The organism is Paulownia witches'-broom phytoplasma (assembly GCF_019396865.1).
Lineage (GTDB): Bacteria > Bacillota_I > Bacilli_A > Acholeplasmatales > Acholeplasmataceae > Phytoplasma > Phytoplasma asteris.
This window is the reverse complement of record NZ_CP066882.1, coordinates 598,231-617,126: the sequence shown is the minus strand read 5'-3', so window position 1 is coordinate 617,126 and position 18,896 is coordinate 598,231. Positions and strand designations below refer to the sequence as shown.

Sequence of the window (18,896 nt, the reverse complement as noted above, 5' to 3'; positions counted from 1 at the left end):
AAAAACAAAGAGGTAAATATGCTTGACAGATTAAAAATAATAAAACAAAAATATCAAGATTTACAAAAACTTTTGTTAAACGAACAAAAAATAAACCAAAAAATTGACATTTTAAAAAAAATATCCAAATTAGAACCCACAGTAGAACTTTTTAACCGATACTTAAATTTAGAAACCGAATTTACTCAAATACAGACCATTTTAGAAACCCAACAAGATCAAGAATTATTGCTTTTAGCACACCAAGAAAAAGATACTATTTTGTCAGAAAAAAAAACTACCTTAGATCAATTAAAAATTTTGCTCTTACCCCAAGATCCTTTTGATAAAAAAAATGTTGTCTTAGAAATTAAAGGTGCAGCTGGTGGCAACGAAGCAAATCTTTTTGCAGCTGATTTATTACGAACCTATGTTAAATACGCCGAAAGCAAAAAATGGAAAGTCGAAATCCTCAATCTAAATCCCAGCATTAAAGGCGGTCTTTCTTCCGTAGAACTTTTAATTTCTGGACAAAATATTTATTCTTTTTTAAAGTATGAATCAGGTGTGCATCGCGTCCAACGTGTTCCTGCTACCGAAGCCCAAGGGCGAATTCACACTTCTACTGCTGTTGTTTTGGTAGTTCCCGAAGCAGAAGAATTAGAATTAAAAATTGATTGGCATGACATTCGCACCGACACTTTTAATTCTAGCGGACCTGGTGGACAATCAGTAAACACTACTAAATCAGCTGTTAGACTTACTCATATACCTTCGGGAATTAGTGTTGCTTGTCAAGAAGGAAAAAGCCAGCACGAAAACAAAGATAAAGCATTTACCCTTTTAAAAACACGCATTTATAATCAAATGTTAACCACTAAACAAGAAGAAGAAAACAAACACAGAAAAAATTTAGTAGGAACTGGTGAAAGAAGCGAAAAAATAAGAACATACAATTACCCCCAAAATCGTATAACAGATCACAGAATTGGACTTACTTTACAAAAATTAGATATTATTATGGAAGGTAAACTCGATTTAGTTATTGAACCTTTGATTCATGAAACCCAAAAAGAACAACTTGCCCAAAGTTAGTTTTGATCCAATTTCTTTTAAAAAACCAAAATCAAAACAATTCAATTAAAAAAACCAGTTTAAGATAAATAAAGGAATTATTGTGAAACCAAAAGATATTATTATTTTTCCAACCGATACAGTTTATGGTATGGGCGCTAAATTATATGATAAAAAAGGACTCAATTGCATTTATCAAATTAAAAAAAGACCTTTAAATAAAAGTATTGTTGTTTTGTGTGCATCTTTACAACAAGCAAAAAAATTGGTCCAATTTAGTCCCCAAAGCCTTAAATTAGCTCTGCATTTTTGGCCAGGCCCTTTAACTTTAATCCTGCCTACCACTTTGAAATATTTTTCTAAAACAAAGGCAAAAACTTTAGGAGTAAGAATTCCCAATCATCCTTTAGCTTTGGAAATTTTAAAAAAAAATGGTCCTTTAAAGACCACTTCTGTTAATCAAAGCAATCATCCTCCATTAAATGATTACCAAACTATTTTTAATATTTATCACAATAAAGTCGCCTTAATTTATCAAAACTATCACCCGATTTTAAAAATATCTTCCACTATTGTTGATCTAACCACTTTTCAACCAGTTATTTTAAGGCAAGGAAAAATTACTCAAGAAGAAATTTTACAAATCTTAAAACCTTTGTGACCGTCAAAAAATTGTAAGTTATGTAATTAGTTTTCAAATTACAAAAAAACCTTTTGCTTACCCAATAAAAACATTTCCAAACCGATATCTTTATTTACAGCACCCATTTTAATTTGATATTCTAATTCTATTAATTCTAAAAACAGTGTATTTAATTTTTGCGTTTCAATCAATTTTGCTTCTTTCATTAAAAAAAATACTTTGCCTTGTGAAACTGGCAAAACTTTTTGCACTTCTTCTGGGCTTTTTTTTTGTTGCAACATTTCTTTTACCAATAACAATTCTTTAATTTTATGAGTTAATTGATTTATAACATGAAAAGCATTGATTTTTTGCGTTTTTAAGGTTTGATACATTTGATAAGCATCAATATAATTTTGTTTTAAAAAAAGATTAATTAATCCAAAAATATTGTCATTTTCTTTAAAAGCATTGATTTTTTGTACTAATTGCCAAGTTATATTTTTATCATTTGATTGAAATAATTTGATTTTTGTTATTTCTTGATGCAATAAATAAAGATTATAGTTAGTTTTGCTCACTAATTCTTGGATAGCTTTGGTATCAATTTGAAAACCATCTTTTTGAAAAACTTCCATGATATATTTAAAAAAATCTTTTTGCTCCAAACTGTTTGTTGTTTTGCAAAGACAATATTTTTCCCAAATTTTTTGAACTTCAGATGCTTTAGTTGTTTTTTCTGCAAAAAAATATAAATCTAAATTGTTGTAAGGATTTTGTAAATAAGAAATTAAAAAAGCCATTTCTTGAGGTTTTTTTTGAAATAAAATTTCACTGTGATCCACCAAAACTACTTTTTTCCATGCGCTTTCAATCAAAGAAGTGGTTTGTAGTTCTTTTTGCAGCTCTGTTACAAGATCTTTTTGCATACAATAATAAACTACATCTAATTGTTTTTGTTTGCAAATATTAATTATTTTTTTTATTTTTTTTTCTAGAAAAAACCTTTGTTTTCCCCAAATTAAATGTATGTTATTTGTTTGTTCCAAATTAAAAACCTCATTTTGCCCTTTTATTATTAATTAATTGTTTGTTTTTTAAATGTTTTGCAAAAGATCAATTCAACATTATTATCATTATCACTATTTTTATTTTATCAAAAAAATATTATTATAAAACGATATCACAAAATATAAAGCAACAAAAATAATAATTTGCTATAATAATATTTGAAAAGGAAAAACCAAAATGATTAAAAAAGCCACTTTTGTGCGTAGTATTGTCCATTTTAAAGATATTCCTTTGAAAAAACAACCCGAAATTGTTTTAATGGGCAGAAGCAACGTTGGCAAAAGCACTTTCATCAATGCTTTAACTCAAAGAAAAAAATTAGCTAAAATTTCTCAAACGCCTGGCAAAACCATCACCCTAAACTACTATGACATTAACGAATCTTTTTATTTGATCGATACTCCTGGATACGGTTATGCTAAAAAAAGTAAAGAAATTCAAAAGCAGTTATTGCCGATGATTATTTCTTTTTTGGAACAAACTTCTCATCTCAAAGCAGTCTTTCAGCTAATTGATTTTAAAGTGGGCGCTACCCAAGAAGACGATAGAATCCATCAAGCTCTTTTGCAAGCGGGTTTTGAGGTTGTCTTGTTATTTGTTAAAAAGGATAAAGTTAAAAAAAATCTTGTGCCCAAACAATTAAAAATGCTTGTTAATCACTTTCCCCAGATTAAATATTTTTTTTTGATTTCTTCAAAACAACAAGAAGGGTTGGAAGAATTAAAACTGTTTTTAAGTCAATTAATGGATCCAAATGCCAATGATTAAAAAAGGAGTCCCTTATTTTTTGGCTCTTTTATTTTTAGTTTTTCCAACTTTTTCACTTTGCAAAAAAATTTGTAATTTTTTTTATTTCCTCCAATCCATTTAAACATTTTCAAAACCCCAAACATAACCCCCAAAAAACTTTTAAAACCCAAAAAACTTCAACCCTAAAAAAAGAAAATAGAAAGAAGCTAGCTTTTATGCAAACTAAATATGATTTTAAAAAAGTAGAACATCAAAGATACCAACAATGGTTAGAAAAAAAATATTTTTGTGCCAATCCAAACGCCAACAAAAAAACTTTTACTATTTTAATTCCGCCTCCCAATGTAACAGGAAAACTGCATTTGGGACACGCTTGGAATAACACCATTCAAGATATTATTATAAGATTTAAAAAAATGCAAGGCTTTGATGTGCTCTTTTTGCCTGGGATGGATCATGCAGGAATTGCCACTCAAAATAAAGTTAAAGAACAATTAAAACAAGAAGGGCTTTTGACCAAAACTTTAAGTAAAGAAACTTTTTTAAAATATGCGTGGCAGTGGAAAGAAAAACATGCCCAAAATATTAGGCAACAATGGCAAGTTTTAGGGCTGCATCTAGATTATAATTTTGAAAAATTTACCCTTGATCCTGATTTGAGCCAAACAGTTCAAGAAGTTTTTGTTAAATTATACCAAAAAAAATTAATTTACAGAGATTATAAAATTATTAATTGGGACCCCGAAACTAAAACAGCCCTTTCTAATGTAGAAGTAAATTACCATGAAACTGAAGGAAAATTATATTATATTAAATATTTTTTGGTTGATTTTCCAACTAATTCCAATTTGTCTGACGCTTCTTTGGTTCCTTCTTTTTTAGAAATTGCAACCACTCGCCCCGAAACCATGTTTGCCGATCAAGCTTTAATGGTAAATCCTAACGACCCTAGATATCAATCTTTTATTGGCAAAAAAGTTTTTATTTCTGATACTAACATCCAAATTCCTGTTATTAGTGATAATTACGTAGATATTAATTTTGGTACAGGAGTTGTAAAAGTGACACCTGGACATGATATTAATGATTTTGAAGTAGCTAAAAGACATCAATTAAAAGCTTTATTATGTATGAATGAAGATGGCACTATGAACGACTTAGCCTTGCAATATCAAGGATTAGACCGCTTTGTTTGTCGTCAAAAGTTAGTGCAAACTCTTAAACAAAAAGGATTTTTTACAAAAACCGAAAATCACCTTCATAAAGTAGGATATTCAAGCATTTCGGATGCCATCATCGAACCACGTCTTTCTTTACAATGGTTTTTAAAAACCAAAGCCATCGCCCAAATTGCTTTAAAAACGAACAAAATCAATTTTTTTCCGCTTCGTTTTGAAAATATTTTTAATAATTGGCTCCAAAATATCGAAGACTGGTGTATTTCGCGTCAATTATGGTGGGGTCATCAAATTCCTGCTTGGCATAAAGGACAAGAAATTAAAGTTCAAATAGAAAGTCCTGGTCCAGAATGGAGCCTTGATTGTGATGTTTTGGATACTTGGTTTTCTTCTGCTTTGTGGCCTTTTAGCACTTTGGGATGGCCTAATTGCAATGCCACTTTATTTCAAAATCGTTTTCCTACTGATGTTTTAGTAACAGGTTATGACATTTTAACTTTTTGGGTATCAAAAATGGTTTTTCAAAGTATTTTATTAACCCACAAAGACCCTTTTAAAGATGTTTTATTACATGGTTTAGTAAGAGATCACAAAGGACAAAAAATGTCTAAATCAAAAGGTAATGGTGTTGATCCTTTGGAAGTTGTTGCCAAATATGGTACCGATGCTCTTAGATGGTTTTTAACTACTAACGCTGCTCCTGGGTTTGATTTATTCTATGATGAGACTAAAGTTGCTTCATCTTGGAATTTTATTAATAAATTGTGGAATATTAGTCGTTTTGTAAAATTAAATACCAGCACCTTAGACACTGATTTTGATATCAATCTTTTGACTTTGACCCAAAAAGCCCTTTTAACACAATTGCATTTAACAACTCAAAAAGTAACAACTTTATATCAAAAATATGAATTAAAAGAAATTGGAAAAATTTTATATCACTTTGTTTGGGAAGATTTTGCTAATTGGCATTTAGAATTTGCCAAACATGATTTAGATCAGAATAACTCCAATTTAACAAACTTGCACAACAGTCAAAAATTTTTAGTTTATATGATGAAACATATTTTGCAACTCTTGCATCCTTTTATTCCTTTTGTAACTGATGCTCTTTATGAAAATTTTGACAATAAAACGAACATTACTCAAACCACTTTGCAAAAAACTTCTTATTGTAATTTAGATGCTTTAGCTGATTTTGAAAATCTTAAAAACTTAATTATTAAAACACGTCATTTAAGACAAAAATCCAATATCAATTGTAAATTAAATTTAGAATTAGAAGTTGCATCTCAATTTTCAACTATCCTCCAAGATTTCGTAAATTTGCAACAAGCTTTAGAAAAATTTTTCAAAACTTTACAAATTAAAATTACTAACAAAGTTACCAATTCAAAAAAAACTATTTGGTTAATTGAAAAAAATTTAAGTCTTTATATTGACCGCAAAACCCTAAACGAACTTAATGAAACCAAATTTGAAAGTAATTTTTTACAACAAAAAAATACCCTTCTTAAAGAAATTAAAAGAAGTGAAACCATTTTAAATAATCCATCTTTCTTGCAAAAAGCCGCAAGTGCCAAAATTGAAATTGAAAAAAAGAAATATGAAAGTTATTGTAAGCAATATCAAAAATTGTTAGAAAGTAAAAACAATTCTAATCCGCTAAATCCCAACAAAAAATAAAAAATTTAAATAAAACTATAAATGAATAATTTAAGCTTTGAAATTAAAAAACATTACAAGCAAAACCCCAACCCACTAATATTTTCCAAACCCAAACCATTTATTAAAGGAACTAACCAATGTCAAAAGATGATTCTATTAAAAAAACTGTTACTATAGGGCTGAGTGCTGCGATATTTTTTGTTTTAAGTTGTTTTGCCTCTATTCCTGTGGGATTTAATGTAAGTATTGAAACTTCAGTCGCTTTTTTAGCTTTCATTGCTGTTGCTTTTGGCCCTGCGGTTGGTTTTTATGTAGGACTTATAGGACACACCATTAAAGATTTTATTTTGTTTGGAAATGTTTCTTGGAATTGGGTTTTATGCTCTGCTCTTATTGGATTTATTTACGGATTGCCGCATAAAATAATTGATCTTAAATATCAAGTGTTTACCAAGAAAAAAATTGTTTACTTTTGGCTTTATCAGGTTGCTTGTAATTTTATAATTTGGGGTTTTTTTGCTCCTCAAAGTGATTTATTGATTTACGGACAACCACCTAAACTAGTTTATTTACAAAGTTTTTTGATAGTAATTTCTAATATTTTAGCTTATAGTGTAGTAGGAATTAAATTAATGTCTATGTATTCTTGTCATTACGCTAAACAAGCTACTTTAATTAAAATTAATAATTCTTAAATATTTTTAAACATCCTTAATCAATTTTTTTATTTTATAACTTCAAAGAGGAACTTTATGCCAAAACCATTAATCATTTTTAAAGATTTTAGTTTTCAATATTATAGCCAACAAACACCAACTCTAAATCAAATTAATTTAACTATTTATGAAGGACAAAAAGTTTTGATTGTGGGCAAAAATGGTAGCGGTAAATCTACTTTTTTAAAATGTATTAATGGTTTGATTCCTCATAGTTATCAAGGAAAAATTACAGGTACTGCTATTATTAAGGATAAAGTCTTGACACAAACCAATATCTTTGATCTATCTTTGGATGTGGGTACCATTATGCAAGATACAGATAATCAATTTGTAGGTTTAACAGTAGCAGAAGATATAGCTTTTGCCTTGGAAAATGATGATTTGCCTCAAAGTGAAATATATCAAAAAGTAAATATGTGGGCACAAGATTTAGGATTGCAATCCTTTTTAGATTACAAACCACAAGAACTTTCTGAAGGTCACAAGCAATTAGCATCGATGGCAGGAGTTTTAATTTATAATCCTTCTATTTTGTTATTTGATGAATCTCTATCCAATCTTGATCCTGCTTCAAGAGCCAAAATGACTGCTTTAATAAAAACTATTCATCAAAAATACCATTCGACTATTTTAGTTATCGAACATTATTTAGAAGATATTTTAGATGATTCTTTTGATAGGATAATAGTATTTGAAGATGAAAAAATTATTTATGATAATTCTCCCCAAAAATTAATTTTAGAAAATATTTTAACTAAACAAGGTATCCAAGAACCAACTTATATTAGTGCTTTGAAAAAGGTTGGTATCAATTTGGGGAGCCTTCCTTATTTATTAAATTTGCCTGCCTTACAATCCTTAGATTTTGTTCAATATTTTTCCAATCAATTAACAAATTTAAAAAAATGTGCTATTTCTCAAAACGACCCAACTCAATTATTGCCTTTTTCCCCCAAACAATTTGCCCCATTTTGCCCCATTTTGCAATTACAAAATATTTCTTATTGCTATGAATCCAAACAACCCAATATTTTAAATGACATTTCTTTGGATTTATTTCCAGGAAAAATGATTAGTATTGTTGGTAAAAATGGTAGTGGTAAATCTACTTTAGCCAAAGTTATTTGTGGTTTTTGTAATCCTCAAACAGGAACTATTTTATTAAATAATCAAGATTTAACACATTTGTCTTTACAACAAAGATCAGAAAAAATTGGTTTTGTCATGCAAAATCCCCACCATATGATTTCTCAAAAAACTGTTTTTGAAGAAGTAGCATTGGGGCTTTTAGGAAAACAACTTTCATTAACTGAAATAAAAACCAAAGTGCATGCCATTTTGAAAACTTGTAATTTGGATTGTTTTGTTAACTGGCCTATTTCTGCTCTTAGTTTTGGACAAAAAAAAAGACTTACCATTGCTTCTATTTTAGTGATGCAACCCCAAATTCTTATTTTGGATGAACCTACCATAGGACAAGATTTAAAACATCACACACAAATTATGACTTTTTTACAAAAGTTAAATAATAAAGGAATTACCATTATAATTATTACTCATGATATTTCTTTAATGCTTAATTATACTCAAAGAACTTTGGTTTTGGAACAAGGAAAAATTATTGCAAATACTACTCCTTTAAAAATTTTTACAGATATGTCTTTAATGCAAAAAACTTCTCTCAATCCTATCAGCTTGATTGTTCTTATCAATAAATTGCCATTTACATCAGAACAAAAAAATGTTTTGTTAACTCAAATGTTGGCTTTTTTAAAGGAGGATTGTTGTTATGGCAAATAGTATGTTACAATATTTACCAGGTAATACTTTCATTTATAAAATCCAAGGAGCAACTAAGTTATTGTTTTTAATTTTGGTTTCAGTTGCTTGTATGATGGTCTATCATGTATGGTTTTTGTTAGGACTTGTCTTTTTTTCTTTGTTTTTGTTTTGGTGTGCTCAAATTAAATGGCAGCAAGTAGCGTTTGTAGTTAAAGGAACTTTCTTTTTTTTGTTTGTAAACAATATTATTATTTTTTTTTGTTTTAGAAATTATGGTACTCAAATATATAACTCCAAAACCCCCATTCCTTTATTTTTTAATCTTTTAACCCAAGAACAATTATTTTATCAATTTAATGTGTTGTTAAAATATTGTTGTATTATTCCTTTATTTTTAATCTTTATTATAACTACTAATCCCAGTCAATTAGCTGCTAGTTTAAATAAATTAGGGGTTAGTTATAAAATTAGTTATGCTTTTGCCCTTACTATTCGTTATATTCCTGAAATTCAAAAAGATTTTAAAAATATTTCTCTCAATCAACAAGCACGAGGTATTAAAGTTGTTAAAAAAACTCATTTTTTGGCTCGTATTATTGTAGATATTAAAAGAATTGCCCTTATTATTCCTCCTTTGATTTTCTTTAATTTAGATAAAATTGATGTAATTACTAATGCTATGCAATTGAGGCGTTTTGGTAAATACAAAACAAGAACTTGGTATTATGAAAAATCTTTTAGTATTCTTGATTTTTTTACTTTTTTATTAGGATTGGCACTTCTTTTGCTTGGTGTGTGGCTTTTGTGCCTTTATGATAGGTTTTATTATCCTTTTGCCCAAAACCCTTTTTGATAAAATATTGCCAAATTATTAACATCAAACAATTAAATATTTTGAAAAATTATAAGATCAACTCTAAAAAGTTGGTTTTTTGTTATATAAAATTGCAAGGAAAAAACTCATGATATAAAGATGAGTGAGCAAAAAATTCCTTTTTTTGTGATAAAATGATGTAATAGCAATATTTTTTATTTTTAAATTGCTGTTGTAAAAAAAGATAAAGGGGTGAAAAAGTGTTAGGTGGTTAATAAAAAAATGTCAATATACTTTTAAAGTATTTTTGATGCAATTTAGCAAAAAAATTGTATTTTTGTATTTTTAGTGTATTTTTAATTTTTTAAGTTTTTAAATATTGAGTTTTTTGTTTTTAAAATATATTTTTATTTTTTAGTTTTATTTTTTAATTGTTAAATATTTTTCTTATGAATCTCAGTTTATATCAAAATAATACTAAATATTTATTTTTATTTTTAATTTTAAAAAAACTTAACTTATTTGGTGTCATGTGTTATATCTTTAAAATATTAAAATACGTGATACAATATTTAAATAGCAAAATTACTGCAATTTTACTATTTATATAAAACAATATTAGAAAGTATTTTTGCAATATTATATAAAACATAAAATCATATAAAAATCTTATAAAAAGAAAAGGAAATAAAGGGAAAATAAATGTCAAACAAAAATAAAGGAGTTCCAAAAGCCAATCAAGCAAATCGGAAATCAAAAGTAAAGAATTTTTTTAGTGCGTTAAAAAAATATTTTTGTACAGATTTTACCAAAAAAAGGTTGTTACATGGACAGTACTTGCATTATTAGTAGTATAGGTGGTGTACTTGGTTATCTTTTATGGCCTAAATCACAAGTTTTAAAAGTGAAATTTTATAATCAAGAAGGAAAAGTTGTCAAAGAGTTTAAAGTTGATAAAAATACTAAACTTTTAGATAAAGATACTAATAAACAAGATTTTGAATCACTTGGTAATAAATTTAGATGGTGTTTGGAATCTGATAAAAATAAACAAGTAGATTCAAACCGAGTTAAAGATTTTCAACCTTTATATGAAAAAGTAACTCAAAGTTTAAATTTATATCCGTTAGTTTTACCAGATGATAAAAAACTAGTTATTTTTAATTTTAAAAAAAGGTAATAAAGTTAATGCTTTGGTAGTTGATAAAGGTGCTGATAGTGCTGATGTAAAGACCAAAGTAGATCAATTAGAAAAATCTGCAAATGATAACTTGAATTTTTGTGGTTGGTTTCGTTTTGGATATGGTGGTGAATCTTTTTTTAGAACCGTATCAATTTGGAACAAAAGAAGAAAAAGAACAAAGAACAAAAGATCAAAAAACCTCTAATCAAGTAAATGATGATTTAGTTTCACATGCTTATTTAGAACCTAAAGATTCTAAAGCTGTAACTTATAGTGATGATGAAACTTTTAAAAGTAATATGAAAACAAATGTAGAACACATCAATCCTTTTACTTGGGGAAAAGGTACGCAAATTGATTTTTTAAAACTTTTATCTGCTTCTTTTGTAGATACAGAAGAAATAGATTGGGACAAAGCTGTTCGAGATGGACACGCTTCTTATGCACATGATTTTTCTAAATTTTCACAAGAACCTAATGGTTCAGGAAAAGTTCAAGAAGGCACAACTGGGACTTTATCAACAAAGGTTTTAAAAAAGAAATTTATGCCTGGTTTATTACAAGATTTACCATTTCATGAAGAATTAAAAGATCTTTCAGGTAATGAGTATTATGAAAAATCAAAAGAAGTAACTGCTACTAAGTTTACATTTAAGTTTAAAGAAGATTTAAAATTTGAAAATGGAGAACCTATTAACGCAGAAACTCTAAAATATACTCTTAAAAGAAGAATAGATCCAAATTGTAAAAATAAACAAGCAGAATATATATATATATATATATATATGATGATGAACGATATTTAGAATTGAAAAATGCTAAAAAGTATTATGAACAAAAATCAGAAACTAAAGTTGATTTTGAAGAAGTAGGTGTTAAAGCAGTTCAAGGGGGTCCTTTAACATTTGAATTACATTGCGATCAACCCAAAAGTTTATTCAAAGTAGTAAATAGTTTAAATATGGTTATTTTAGTGCCTCCCAAAAGTTATGATGCTGCTTTTCAAAATGATGCCCAAACCCAAAGTTCTTATGGAACTGTTAACTTCCCTTTCCAATCTTACGGACCTTATGTATTGAAAGAATGGAGTAATAATCAAAAATTTGTTTTTAATAAAAATTATAATTATTTTGATAAAAATAAAGTTGCTTATAAATCAATTGTTAAAAGAGTTGTTATGGAAAATAATGTATTTGAATCTATGTTTGAAGAGAAAAAAATTAACGCATTACCTTTAATGAATGATCCGATGTATCACAAATATAAACAACATCCTTTATTAAAAATGAGTCCTGTTGATAAAAGACAAACATTATGTTTTAATAATGTAAAAAGAGGAGATAAAAAAGCAACTCCTAAATTATTAGAAGATCTAGATTTTAAAAAAGCAGTTTTATTTGCTCTTAATAGAAGTGATGTAGGAGAAACTGTGGATGTATTTAGTGATGGAGAGTTGGCTGTTGTTCCTAAAATAACTTCTTTTTTAGAAGAACCTTTAATGTATAATGAAAGCGAAGAACACAAAGCAAATATTCAAGATTTTGAACCCGAAAATAAAGGTTATAATCCAACTAAAGCTTATGAATTATTTAAAAAAGCTTATAATCATTTATTTGATGCAGATAAACAAAAAACAGTTGAAATAGAATTTTTAGTTGCTAAAACACAAGAAGAAAGAGTTAACTTGGCTCGTTTTGTAAAAAAAACCAATTAGAAAATTGTTTTAATCAAGAAGGAAAAAAAGTAGAAATAAAAGTTAATGTGGTTGCTGAATGGAATAATTTTGTTAACCAACTATTGCTGCCTTATAATTATGATATGGTATTTGAACCTGTATCAGGTAGCTCTATGGATACATACTTTTTCAACATGCTAGAACTTAGCCCTAAAAAATGGAGTTTTGGAGTAGGATTTGAATTAGATAAAAAAGTCCTTGATCTAGATTTTGTAGAATTAAAAAAAGATCTAGATGCTTCTTCCAACAAACCAGCTTGGTACAAACAATTTACCCAAGGTCTAGATAGAGTTGTAGAAAAACAAAAAGTTAAAGTTTTAGATGGAACTGGCCAACCTCAAAAAGGTTCAGACGGTAAAGAAGTTTATCAAGAGCAAAAAGATGCAAATGGCGAAACTTTAAAAGATGAAAACGGAAATGTTATGTATGTAGAAAAAGAAGTTGAAATAGAACCTAAAGTGCCAGGAGTAAACGAACAAGGAAAATGGCAAGGAACTGTTTCACAATTTAAAACTTTTTTACTAAAACATTAAATGATTCTGCCAATTATTCTCAATATAAACAAAAAAACATTACTTTATGTTTTTGGAAAGTTAGAAAAAGTTGTTTTTGATAATTTAGTTGATGCGCCTTTGTCTACTGTAAGAGGTGGATCAGTATACAATGATATGAAATTTTTATTGCCTAATTTTAGTGCTGAATGGAGTTGGGGACCTGATTATTATAAACACTTAACAAGTGATCCAAATTATAAACTTTAATTATGTTAAAATATATTATTAAAAGATTGCTTTTAGCTATTTCTTGCTTTTTGTTAATTATTTTTTGTTGTTTTATTCTTACTAAAATATCAATTACAAAACCTTTACAACCTCCTTTAATGTCTGATTTAGCATGGAAAGATATGTGTGAAAAAGAAGGTTATGACAAACCAGCCCTAACTCAGTTTTGGAAATGGTTTAGTCATGTTTGTAAAGGAGATTTTGGTTTTTCAACTAAATTAAATCAAAATGTTTATGATGTTGTTAAAAGTAAAATCCCCATTACTTTTAAGATTAATATTATTCCTACTTTATTATCAGTTCCATTAGGGATTTTATTAGCAATATTAACTACTATTAAAAAAAATTCTTGGATAGATTATAGCATTATTTTTTTTGCTATTATTGTTATGACTTTAGGAACTTTAGTAATTGCCATTATGGCACAATATCTTTTTGTTCATGTGTGGCATTTATTTCCTTATCAAGTATCAACTTCGATGGAATGGAAAGAAAAAGGCTTTTGGTTTGGAGTTAATTCTTATTTACTTCCCTTAGCAGTTATGACTTTGTTAAGTATGGTTTTTTACATTAGAAAAATTAGAGCCGAGTTAATTGAACAAACCAATAAAAATTATTTTTTGTTAGTTCGCTCTAAGGGGCTAACTTTTAGCCAAACTATTAATCTTCATGCCTTAAAAAATTCCTTAGTACCTTATGCTCCTGTCTTTTTTGATGAATTCGTGGGTTTAATTACAGGCAGTTTTTTAATTGAAAGAATTTTTTCTATTGATGGTGTAGGAAGACTTATGATAGAAGCATTCCAAACTCAAGATTAACCTTTATTAATGTTTTGTTTTGGGTTTTATACCTTCATTAGTTTAATTGCTAATATTTTATGTGATTTATCATATCGCTTATTAGATCCAAGAATTAAGATAGGGAGTAAAAAAAGATGAAAATGCTTGATCCTAAAGATTTTGTTCTGATAAATCAAACTTTGCTTGATAAAAATATTACTTCTGAAAATAAAATTGTTGGTTATTATCGCAATACTTTTAAAAAATTATGGAAAAAGAAAAGTACCAAATCAGCTTTATTTATGATTTTGGTAGTCTTATTTTTTACTGCTGTAGGACCTTTTATTAATCCTCTTCCTAAAACTACTCAAGAAAAAGAAAAATCTTGGATTGCTTTATTACCTCCAAAAATCCCTTTTTTAGAAAAATTTGGTATTTGTGATGGTACTAAAAAAGTAGTTTTATATTTAGATGAAATTGAAAAAATTAAAAAATTTAATCCTAATATTATCAAAAAACAACAAGCCATTAAGGACAACAAACAAACAGTTATTTTAGATGCTTATCTTTATTGTGAATATGAAAAGTCATCTATTAATTTAACTTTTACCCAAAAAGAATATGATCGTGCCAAACAAAATAAAAGCCTTTATTGAAAGTACTCCTTTGCAAAATGGATTGTATAGAGTAAAAATTCGTTTGTTTAAATATGTATTTAACAAAACGTCTGAAAAAACTTATTTTTATTTTGGTACTACTCATGAAGGAAATGATTTGTTTACTCAAATATGGAAAGGTTCTTTTATTTCTCTTTCCTTTGCTTTTATTGTTTCGGTTTGTACTTTAATTATTGGTACTATTATTGGAGCTATTTGTGGTTATTATGGTGGCTTAGTTGATTTGATTGTTAATAGTATTGTTGATTTTTTAAGCTATTTGCCCTTTATGACTTTGGTGTTGGTGTTAATGCTAAAAGTAGGTATTGCTTTTTGGACTATTATTGGTGTTTTTCTAATTAAAGGTTGGATTTGAGCTTTTTATTATGCACGCGCTTCTTTTTATCGTTATAAAAATAAAGAATATATTATTTCTGCAAGAATGCTTGGAGCCTCTGATTTGCGTATTATGTTAAACATATTTTTCCCAACATCATAGGACTAATGATAACTAGTTTTGCTCTTGCTATTCCAGGATTTATTTTAACTGAGGCAGTTTATAGTTTTGTAGGAGTTATTAAATATCCTGAAGGATTTATTAGTATTGGTGAATTGCTTGATAAAAGTTTTGATAAAATTGGGTCTTTTTCTTATTTATTAATTTTTCCGATGAGTTATTTAATTTATTTAATGTTTGCTTTTAATTTGTTGGGAAACAACCTTAGAGAAGCTTTTGATCCTGCTTCTAATTAGTTAGAATGGTGCATTTTATTTGTAAATGTTTGATACAGTTTTGATATAATTAAATTTAATAAACAATTAAAATAAAAAAATATCCAAAATCATAAAAGAGGTTAGATAATGGTTGATTTTAAAAAAGAAGTTTGAAAAAGAAAAAATGCTTTAATCGAGACTTTTCAAAAATTATTAAGAATTAACACTGAACTTACCACCTTTGATCCTCATAGAAAAGGAGTTCCTTTTGGCGAAGGCAACCAACAAGCCCTTAATTTTATGTTGGATTTAGGTAACCAAAGTGGTTTCAAAACTCTTAATTTAGAAGGTTACGCAGGTCACATGGAATATGGAGAGCAAAAAGAATGGGTTGGTATGATTGGTCATTTGAATGTTGTTCCTGCAGGAACTGGTTGGACTTATCCTCCTTATGAAGCTTTAATTGTGGATGATAAAATTTATGGTAAGAGGTTCGCAAGATAACAAAGGGCCTGTGATAGCTTCTTATTTTGCTTTAAAAATATTAAAAGAACTCAATTTGCCTTTATCAAAAAGAATTAAATTTATTTTAGGTGTTGATGAAGAAACAGGATTTCGTTGTATGAAACACTATTTTACCAAATTACCTGAAATGCCTGTATCTGGTTTTGTTCCTGATAGTCATTTTCCTGCTGTTTATTGTGAAAAAGGACTTGCATTTTTTAATTTTGAAGGTGAAGTTTCAGATAACAAAATTGTAAGTATCCAAAGCGGGCAAGCCTCTAATGTAGTTCCTAATTTGTCAGAAGCACTTTTAGTTTATGATCCTGTTTATAAAACTTTATTTGATGAATATATGCAAAAAAGTGATATGAAAGCATCTTTAAAAATATTCTAATTTGTGGAAATTAAATGTTTATGGCAAATCAACTCATGTTTCTACTCCTGAAAAAGGAAAAAACGCTCTTTATGATTTGATGAAAATGCTAAAAGCATTAGGAATCAAAAATAATTTAGTTAATTTTTATGATAAATATTTAGTAGATAGTTTAGATGGTAAAAAATTAGGGATTGATCATTATGATGAAGAAACTTATAATATGGTTTGTTTTTCTGGAGTTTGTAAATTAGAAAAAAATAAAACTTCATTTGCTCTTAATTTGAGATATCCTAAAGGAATTATGTTTGAAAAAATCCTTTTTCAATTAGAAAAGGCAGCTAAAGAGAATAATTTTCTTTTAAAACAAGGGCTTCATTATCCTATTATTTATGTTGATCCCAAAAGTGATTTAATGAAAACATTAGTAAAAATTTATCAAAAACATACTCTTGATTTTACTTCTAAGCCTATGTGTATAGGAGGTGGTTCTTATGCAAAATGTGCTCCTAATTTAGTTCCTTTTGGAGCTGCCTTTATTGACTTAAAAAAATTATCTCATCAAGTGGATGAATTCTTTACAATTGATCAATTACTTACTTTAACTACAATTTATACTGAAGCTTTATATCTTTTATCTAAATAAACAACCAAAAAAACATCTAATAAACAATCAATCCCCCAACTAAAATATATTTATATACAAATTAAGCAAATATATAAAGGAGTTATTTTTGAAAAAAGAAATACTTAAAATATGTGATCTAAATCTTAATTTTCGTGTTAAAAAACATTTAATCTATGCACTAAGAGGGATTAATTTGTCTCTTGGTGAAGGCGAAATTTTGGGGTTAGTAGGAGAATCGGGGAGTGGTAAAAGTGTTATTTCTAAAGCTTTAATGGGACTTTTACCTGATAATGCCTTTAATACAAAAAGGTTCTATCCTTTATAAAGACCTAGATTTAGCCCAAATGAAAGACAAACAATTTAATAAAATTAGAGGAAATGAGATTTCTAATTATTTTTCAAAATCCTCTTTCAAATCTTAATCCTTTAATTAAAGTTGGTAAACAAATCTATGAAAGCCTACAATTAAAAAAGACTAAAAGCACTCATCAACAACGCAAAAATCAAGTATTAAAATTTATGGAAGAAGTAGGAATGCCCGAACCTATGAAGGGTTTTTCAATCAATATCCTCATCAACTTTCAGGTGGGTTGTGTCAAAGAATTGTAATTGCTATTGCTCTAGCTAATGAAGCCAAAATTTTAATTTGTGATGAACCTACTACAGCTTTGGATGTAAGTGTGCAAAAAAAGATTTTGGATTTGATTAAAAAATTACAACAAGAAAAAAAGGTTTCCATTATTTTTATTACTCATGATTTATAAGTAGTTAAATATGTAGCTGATAGAATAGCTGTTATTTATGCTGGTAGGATTGTTGAATATGGGACTACTCATGAAGTTTTTATAATAGTAAACATCCCTATACTTGGGTTTTGTTGCAATCTATGACTGTTTTTGCCAAAGAAAGGCAACAAGTTAAAAAGTATTCAAGGAAATCTTCATCTGCTTACTGCTCCTATTTTGGGGGGGATGCTTTTGCTCCTCGTAATCATTATGCTTTAAAAATTGATTTTGAAAAAGAACCTCCCATGTTTAAAATCTCTGCTACTCATTATGCAAGTAGTTGGTTATTACACAATTTTGCTCCCCGAATTGAAGTCCCTGATTTAATTTTGGAGTTGCAAAAGAAAGGAGGATATTGTAATTAAAAACAATAAAATTATTTTGGAAATTAGTAATGTTTCTAAAATTTTTCCTAATAAATTTCAAGGATTAAAAGATGGTTCTCTAATTATTTATAAAGGTGAATGTTTTGGATTAGTAGGACAATCAGGTTCAGGCAAAACTACTTTAGGACGCATTATGGCAGGTATTATTCATGCTACTGCAGGAACAGTTTTATTTAGTGGTAGCGTGGATAAAAAAAACATATTTAGTTCAACAAGGTTTTAAAAAATCCCCAAAATCTTAAAGATAAACAAAAATTAAAAGAGATTCAAATGATATTTCAAGATCCTGATCAAGCTCTTAATCTAAGAATGATTGTAAGAGATTTAGTAGAAGAAGGTTTGATTTGTCAAGGAATTAAAGATAAAAATCAAAGAAAAGTACAAGTTTTGGGAATGATTAAATTAGTAGGATTGCAAGAAAGTGATTTGGCGCGTTATCCTCATGAATTTTCAGGAGGACAAAAACAAAGAATTGTAATTGCTAGAGCCTTAATTGTAAAACCTACTTTAATTATTGCTGATGAACCTGTTTCTGCTTTGGATGGTTTCCATTCAGGCACAAATTCTTAATCTTTTAAATGAATTGAAAGAAAAATTAAAACTTACTATTGTCTTTATTTCTCATGATTTATCCATAGTTAAGTATTTTTGTGATAGATGTGCTATCATGGTAATGTAGTAAAAATGGCAAATGTTAAAGATATTTTTGTCTTT

The 18,896-nt window shown here is 27.9% G+C and carries 26 protein-coding genes; 25 read left to right on the top strand and 1 reads right to left on the bottom strand.

Going from position 1 to position 18,896, the window contains the following annotated elements; genetic code table 11:
* Window positions 1-18: 18 nt before the first annotated feature.
* On the top strand, window positions 19-1,074 hold the full coding sequence (prfA, locus tag HGD80_RS03310) for a peptide chain release factor 1 (protein WP_219474448.1): 1,056 nt from the start codon (window positions 19-21) through the stop codon (window positions 1,072-1,074).
* An 82-nt stretch (window positions 1,075-1,156) separates the two neighbouring features.
* Window positions 1,157-1,714: an L-threonylcarbamoyladenylate synthase gene (locus HGD80_RS03305; RefSeq protein ID WP_219474445.1), complete on the top strand. Its 558-nt coding sequence runs from the start codon at window positions 1,157-1,159 to the stop codon at window positions 1,712-1,714.
* Between the two features lie 38 nt (window positions 1,715-1,752).
* Here HGD80_RS03305 and holA read toward each other — a convergent pair whose 3' ends face one another.
* Window positions 1,753-2,724 carry a DNA polymerase III subunit delta gene (gene holA, locus HGD80_RS03300; RefSeq protein WP_219474443.1) on the bottom strand — a complete coding sequence of 324 codons (972 nt, stop codon included), beginning with the start codon at window positions 2,722-2,724 and terminating at the stop codon, window positions 1,753-1,755.
* 199 nt (window positions 2,725-2,923) lie between these two features.
* Here holA and yihA point away from each other — a divergent pair, with 199 nt between their 5' ends.
* The 23 genes from yihA (at window position 2,924) to HGD80_RS05475 (ending at window position 18,752) form a co-directional block, all read left to right on the top strand.
* Window positions 2,924-3,514, top strand: coding sequence for a ribosome biogenesis GTP-binding protein YihA/YsxC (gene yihA, locus HGD80_RS03295; protein ID WP_011160392.1), 591 nt, complete (start codon window positions 2,924-2,926; stop codon window positions 3,512-3,514).
* A 197-nt stretch (window positions 3,515-3,711) separates the two neighbouring features.
* The gene (locus HGD80_RS03290) at window positions 3,712-6,360 is read left to right on the top strand and encodes a valine--tRNA ligase (protein WP_219474440.1); all 2,649 of its coding nucleotides are present in this window, start codon (window positions 3,712-3,714) and stop codon (window positions 6,358-6,360) included.
* 119 nt (window positions 6,361-6,479) lie between these two features.
* Window positions 6,480-7,037, top strand: coding sequence for an ECF-type riboflavin transporter substrate-binding protein (locus tag HGD80_RS03285; protein WP_219474438.1), 558 nt, complete (start codon window positions 6,480-6,482; stop codon window positions 7,035-7,037).
* A 57-nt stretch (window positions 7,038-7,094) separates the two neighbouring features.
* Window positions 7,095-8,861, top strand: a complete 1,767-nt coding sequence (locus HGD80_RS03280; RefSeq protein ID WP_219474436.1) for an ABC transporter ATP-binding protein — start codon at window positions 7,095-7,097, stop codon at window positions 8,859-8,861.
* Window positions 8,851-9,696 (top strand): energy-coupling factor transporter transmembrane component T family protein, encoded by an 846-nt coding sequence (locus HGD80_RS03275; RefSeq protein ID WP_219474434.1) that lies wholly within the window; start codon window positions 8,851-8,853, stop codon window positions 9,694-9,696. Before HGD80_RS03280 ends, HGD80_RS03275 begins: the two co-directional genes overlap by 11 nt.
* A gap of 787 nt (window positions 9,697-10,483) precedes the next feature.
* A complete protein-coding gene (locus HGD80_RS03270) occupies window positions 10,484-10,837 on the top strand; it encodes a hypothetical protein (RefSeq protein ID WP_219474432.1) in 354 nt (117 codons plus the stop codon).
* Window positions 10,838-10,965: 128 nt separating this feature from the next.
* Window positions 10,966-11,646 carry a hypothetical protein gene (locus tag HGD80_RS03265; protein ID WP_219474430.1) on the top strand — a complete coding sequence of 227 codons (681 nt, stop codon included), beginning with the start codon at window positions 10,966-10,968 and terminating at the stop codon, window positions 11,644-11,646.
* Between the two features lie 2 nt (window positions 11,647-11,648).
* Entirely contained in the window at window positions 11,649-12,554 is a 906-nt protein-coding gene (locus HGD80_RS03260) for an ABC transporter substrate-binding protein (RefSeq protein ID WP_219474429.1), read from the top strand.
* A gap of 47 nt (window positions 12,555-12,601) precedes the next feature.
* Window positions 12,602-13,108 (top strand): hypothetical protein, encoded by a 507-nt coding sequence (locus tag HGD80_RS03255; protein WP_219474427.1) that lies wholly within the window; start codon window positions 12,602-12,604, stop codon window positions 13,106-13,108.
* Window positions 13,109-13,336 carry a hypothetical protein gene (locus tag HGD80_RS03250; protein ID WP_219474426.1) on the top strand — a complete coding sequence of 76 codons (228 nt, stop codon included), beginning with the start codon at window positions 13,109-13,111 and terminating at the stop codon, window positions 13,334-13,336. It begins immediately after the preceding gene.
* A 2-nt stretch (window positions 13,337-13,338) separates the two neighbouring features.
* A complete protein-coding gene (locus HGD80_RS03245) occupies window positions 13,339-14,175 on the top strand; it encodes an ABC transporter permease (protein ID WP_219474424.1) in 837 nt (278 codons plus the stop codon).
* A 116-nt stretch (window positions 14,176-14,291) separates the two neighbouring features.
* Entirely contained in the window at window positions 14,292-14,792 is a 501-nt protein-coding gene (locus tag HGD80_RS05140) for a hypothetical protein (RefSeq protein WP_225904320.1), read from the top strand.
* Complete coding sequence (locus HGD80_RS05135) at window positions 14,764-15,168, top strand: hypothetical protein (protein WP_225904319.1); 405 nt, start codon at window positions 14,764-14,766, stop codon at window positions 15,166-15,168. The genes HGD80_RS05140 and HGD80_RS05135 overlap by 29 nt, the downstream gene beginning before the upstream one ends.
* Before the next feature lie 128 nt (window positions 15,169-15,296).
* Window positions 15,297-15,545: a hypothetical protein gene (locus HGD80_RS05130; RefSeq protein ID WP_225904318.1), complete on the top strand. Its 249-nt coding sequence runs from the start codon at window positions 15,297-15,299 to the stop codon at window positions 15,543-15,545.
* Between the two features lie 261 nt (window positions 15,546-15,806).
* A complete protein-coding gene (locus HGD80_RS05125; protein WP_225904317.1) occupies window positions 15,807-16,010 on the top strand; it encodes a hypothetical protein in 204 nt (67 codons plus the stop codon).
* Window positions 15,988-16,404 (top strand): M20/M25/M40 family metallo-hydrolase, encoded by a 417-nt coding sequence (locus HGD80_RS05120; RefSeq protein ID WP_225904316.1) that lies wholly within the window; start codon window positions 15,988-15,990, stop codon window positions 16,402-16,404. The genes HGD80_RS05125 and HGD80_RS05120 overlap by 23 nt, the downstream gene beginning before the upstream one ends.
* A 1-nt stretch (window position 16,405) precedes the next feature.
* On the top strand, window positions 16,406-17,029 hold the full coding sequence (locus HGD80_RS05115; RefSeq protein WP_225904315.1) for a peptidase dimerization domain-containing protein: 624 nt from the start codon (window positions 16,406-16,408) through the stop codon (window positions 17,027-17,029).
* A gap of 88 nt (window positions 17,030-17,117) precedes the next feature.
* A complete protein-coding gene (locus HGD80_RS05645) occupies window positions 17,118-17,336 on the top strand; it encodes an ATP-binding cassette domain-containing protein (RefSeq protein WP_219474423.1) in 219 nt (72 codons plus the stop codon).
* Window positions 17,337-17,389: 53 nt separating this feature from the next.
* On the top strand, window positions 17,390-17,620 hold the full coding sequence (locus HGD80_RS03225) for a hypothetical protein (RefSeq protein ID WP_219474421.1): 231 nt from the start codon (window positions 17,390-17,392) through the stop codon (window positions 17,618-17,620).
* Window positions 17,602-17,775 (top strand): AAA family ATPase, encoded by a 174-nt coding sequence (locus HGD80_RS03220; RefSeq protein WP_219474420.1) that lies wholly within the window; start codon window positions 17,602-17,604, stop codon window positions 17,773-17,775. The genes HGD80_RS03225 and HGD80_RS03220 overlap by 19 nt, the downstream gene beginning before the upstream one ends.
* Window positions 17,776-17,885: 110 nt before the next feature.
* Window positions 17,886-18,161, top strand: coding sequence for a hypothetical protein (locus tag HGD80_RS03215; RefSeq protein ID WP_219474418.1), 276 nt, complete (start codon window positions 17,886-17,888; stop codon window positions 18,159-18,161).
* A gap of 16 nt (window positions 18,162-18,177) precedes the next feature.
* Window positions 18,178-18,405, top strand: coding sequence for an ATP-binding cassette domain-containing protein (locus tag HGD80_RS05480; RefSeq protein ID WP_219474415.1), 228 nt, complete (start codon window positions 18,178-18,180; stop codon window positions 18,403-18,405).
* Between the two features lie 47 nt (window positions 18,406-18,452).
* Window positions 18,453-18,752, top strand: coding sequence for an ATP-binding cassette domain-containing protein (locus HGD80_RS05475; RefSeq protein WP_264081076.1), 300 nt, complete (start codon window positions 18,453-18,455; stop codon window positions 18,750-18,752).
* Window positions 18,753-18,896 lie beyond the last annotated feature (144 nt).

Excerpts from the sequence above, each read along its gene's own strand:
- prfA (WP_219474448.1), top strand. The coding sequence starts at position 19 with ATGCTTGACAGATTAAAAATAATAAAACAAAAATATCAAGATTTACAA.
- yihA (WP_011160392.1), top strand. The coding sequence starts at position 2,924 with ATGATTAAAAAAGCCACTTTTGTGCGTAGTATTGTCCATTTTAAAGAT.
- HGD80_RS03290 (WP_219474440.1), top strand. The coding sequence starts at position 3,712 with ATGCAAACTAAATATGATTTTAAAAAAGTAGAACATCAAAGATACCAA.
- HGD80_RS03285 (WP_219474438.1), top strand. The coding sequence starts at position 6,480 with ATGTCAAAAGATGATTCTATTAAAAAAACTGTTACTATAGGGCTGAGT.
- HGD80_RS03280 (WP_219474436.1), top strand. The coding sequence starts at position 7,095 with ATGCCAAAACCATTAATCATTTTTAAAGATTTTAGTTTTCAATATTAT.
- HGD80_RS03275 (WP_219474434.1), top strand. The coding sequence starts at position 8,851 with ATGGCAAATAGTATGTTACAATATTTACCAGGTAATACTTTCATTTAT.
- HGD80_RS03270 (WP_219474432.1), top strand. The coding sequence starts at position 10,484 with ATGGACAGTACTTGCATTATTAGTAGTATAGGTGGTGTACTTGGTTAT.
- HGD80_RS03250 (WP_219474426.1), top strand. The coding sequence starts at position 13,109 with ATGATTCTGCCAATTATTCTCAATATAAACAAAAAAACATTACTTTAT.
- HGD80_RS03245 (WP_219474424.1), top strand. The coding sequence starts at position 13,339 with ATGTTAAAATATATTATTAAAAGATTGCTTTTAGCTATTTCTTGCTTT.
- HGD80_RS05140 (WP_225904320.1), top strand. The coding sequence starts at position 14,292 with ATGAAAATGCTTGATCCTAAAGATTTTGTTCTGATAAATCAAACTTTG.
- HGD80_RS05130 (WP_225904318.1), top strand. The coding sequence starts at position 15,297 with ATGATAACTAGTTTTGCTCTTGCTATTCCAGGATTTATTTTAACTGAG.
- HGD80_RS05125 (WP_225904317.1), top strand. The coding sequence starts at position 15,807 with ATGTTGGATTTAGGTAACCAAAGTGGTTTCAAAACTCTTAATTTAGAA.
- HGD80_RS05120 (WP_225904316.1), top strand. The coding sequence starts at position 15,988 with ATGGTAAGAGGTTCGCAAGATAACAAAGGGCCTGTGATAGCTTCTTAT.
- HGD80_RS03225 (WP_219474421.1), top strand. The coding sequence starts at position 17,390 with ATGAGATTTCTAATTATTTTTCAAAATCCTCTTTCAAATCTTAATCCT.
- HGD80_RS05475 (WP_264081076.1), top strand. The coding sequence starts at position 18,453 with ATGATATTTCAAGATCCTGATCAAGCTCTTAATCTAAGAATGATTGTA.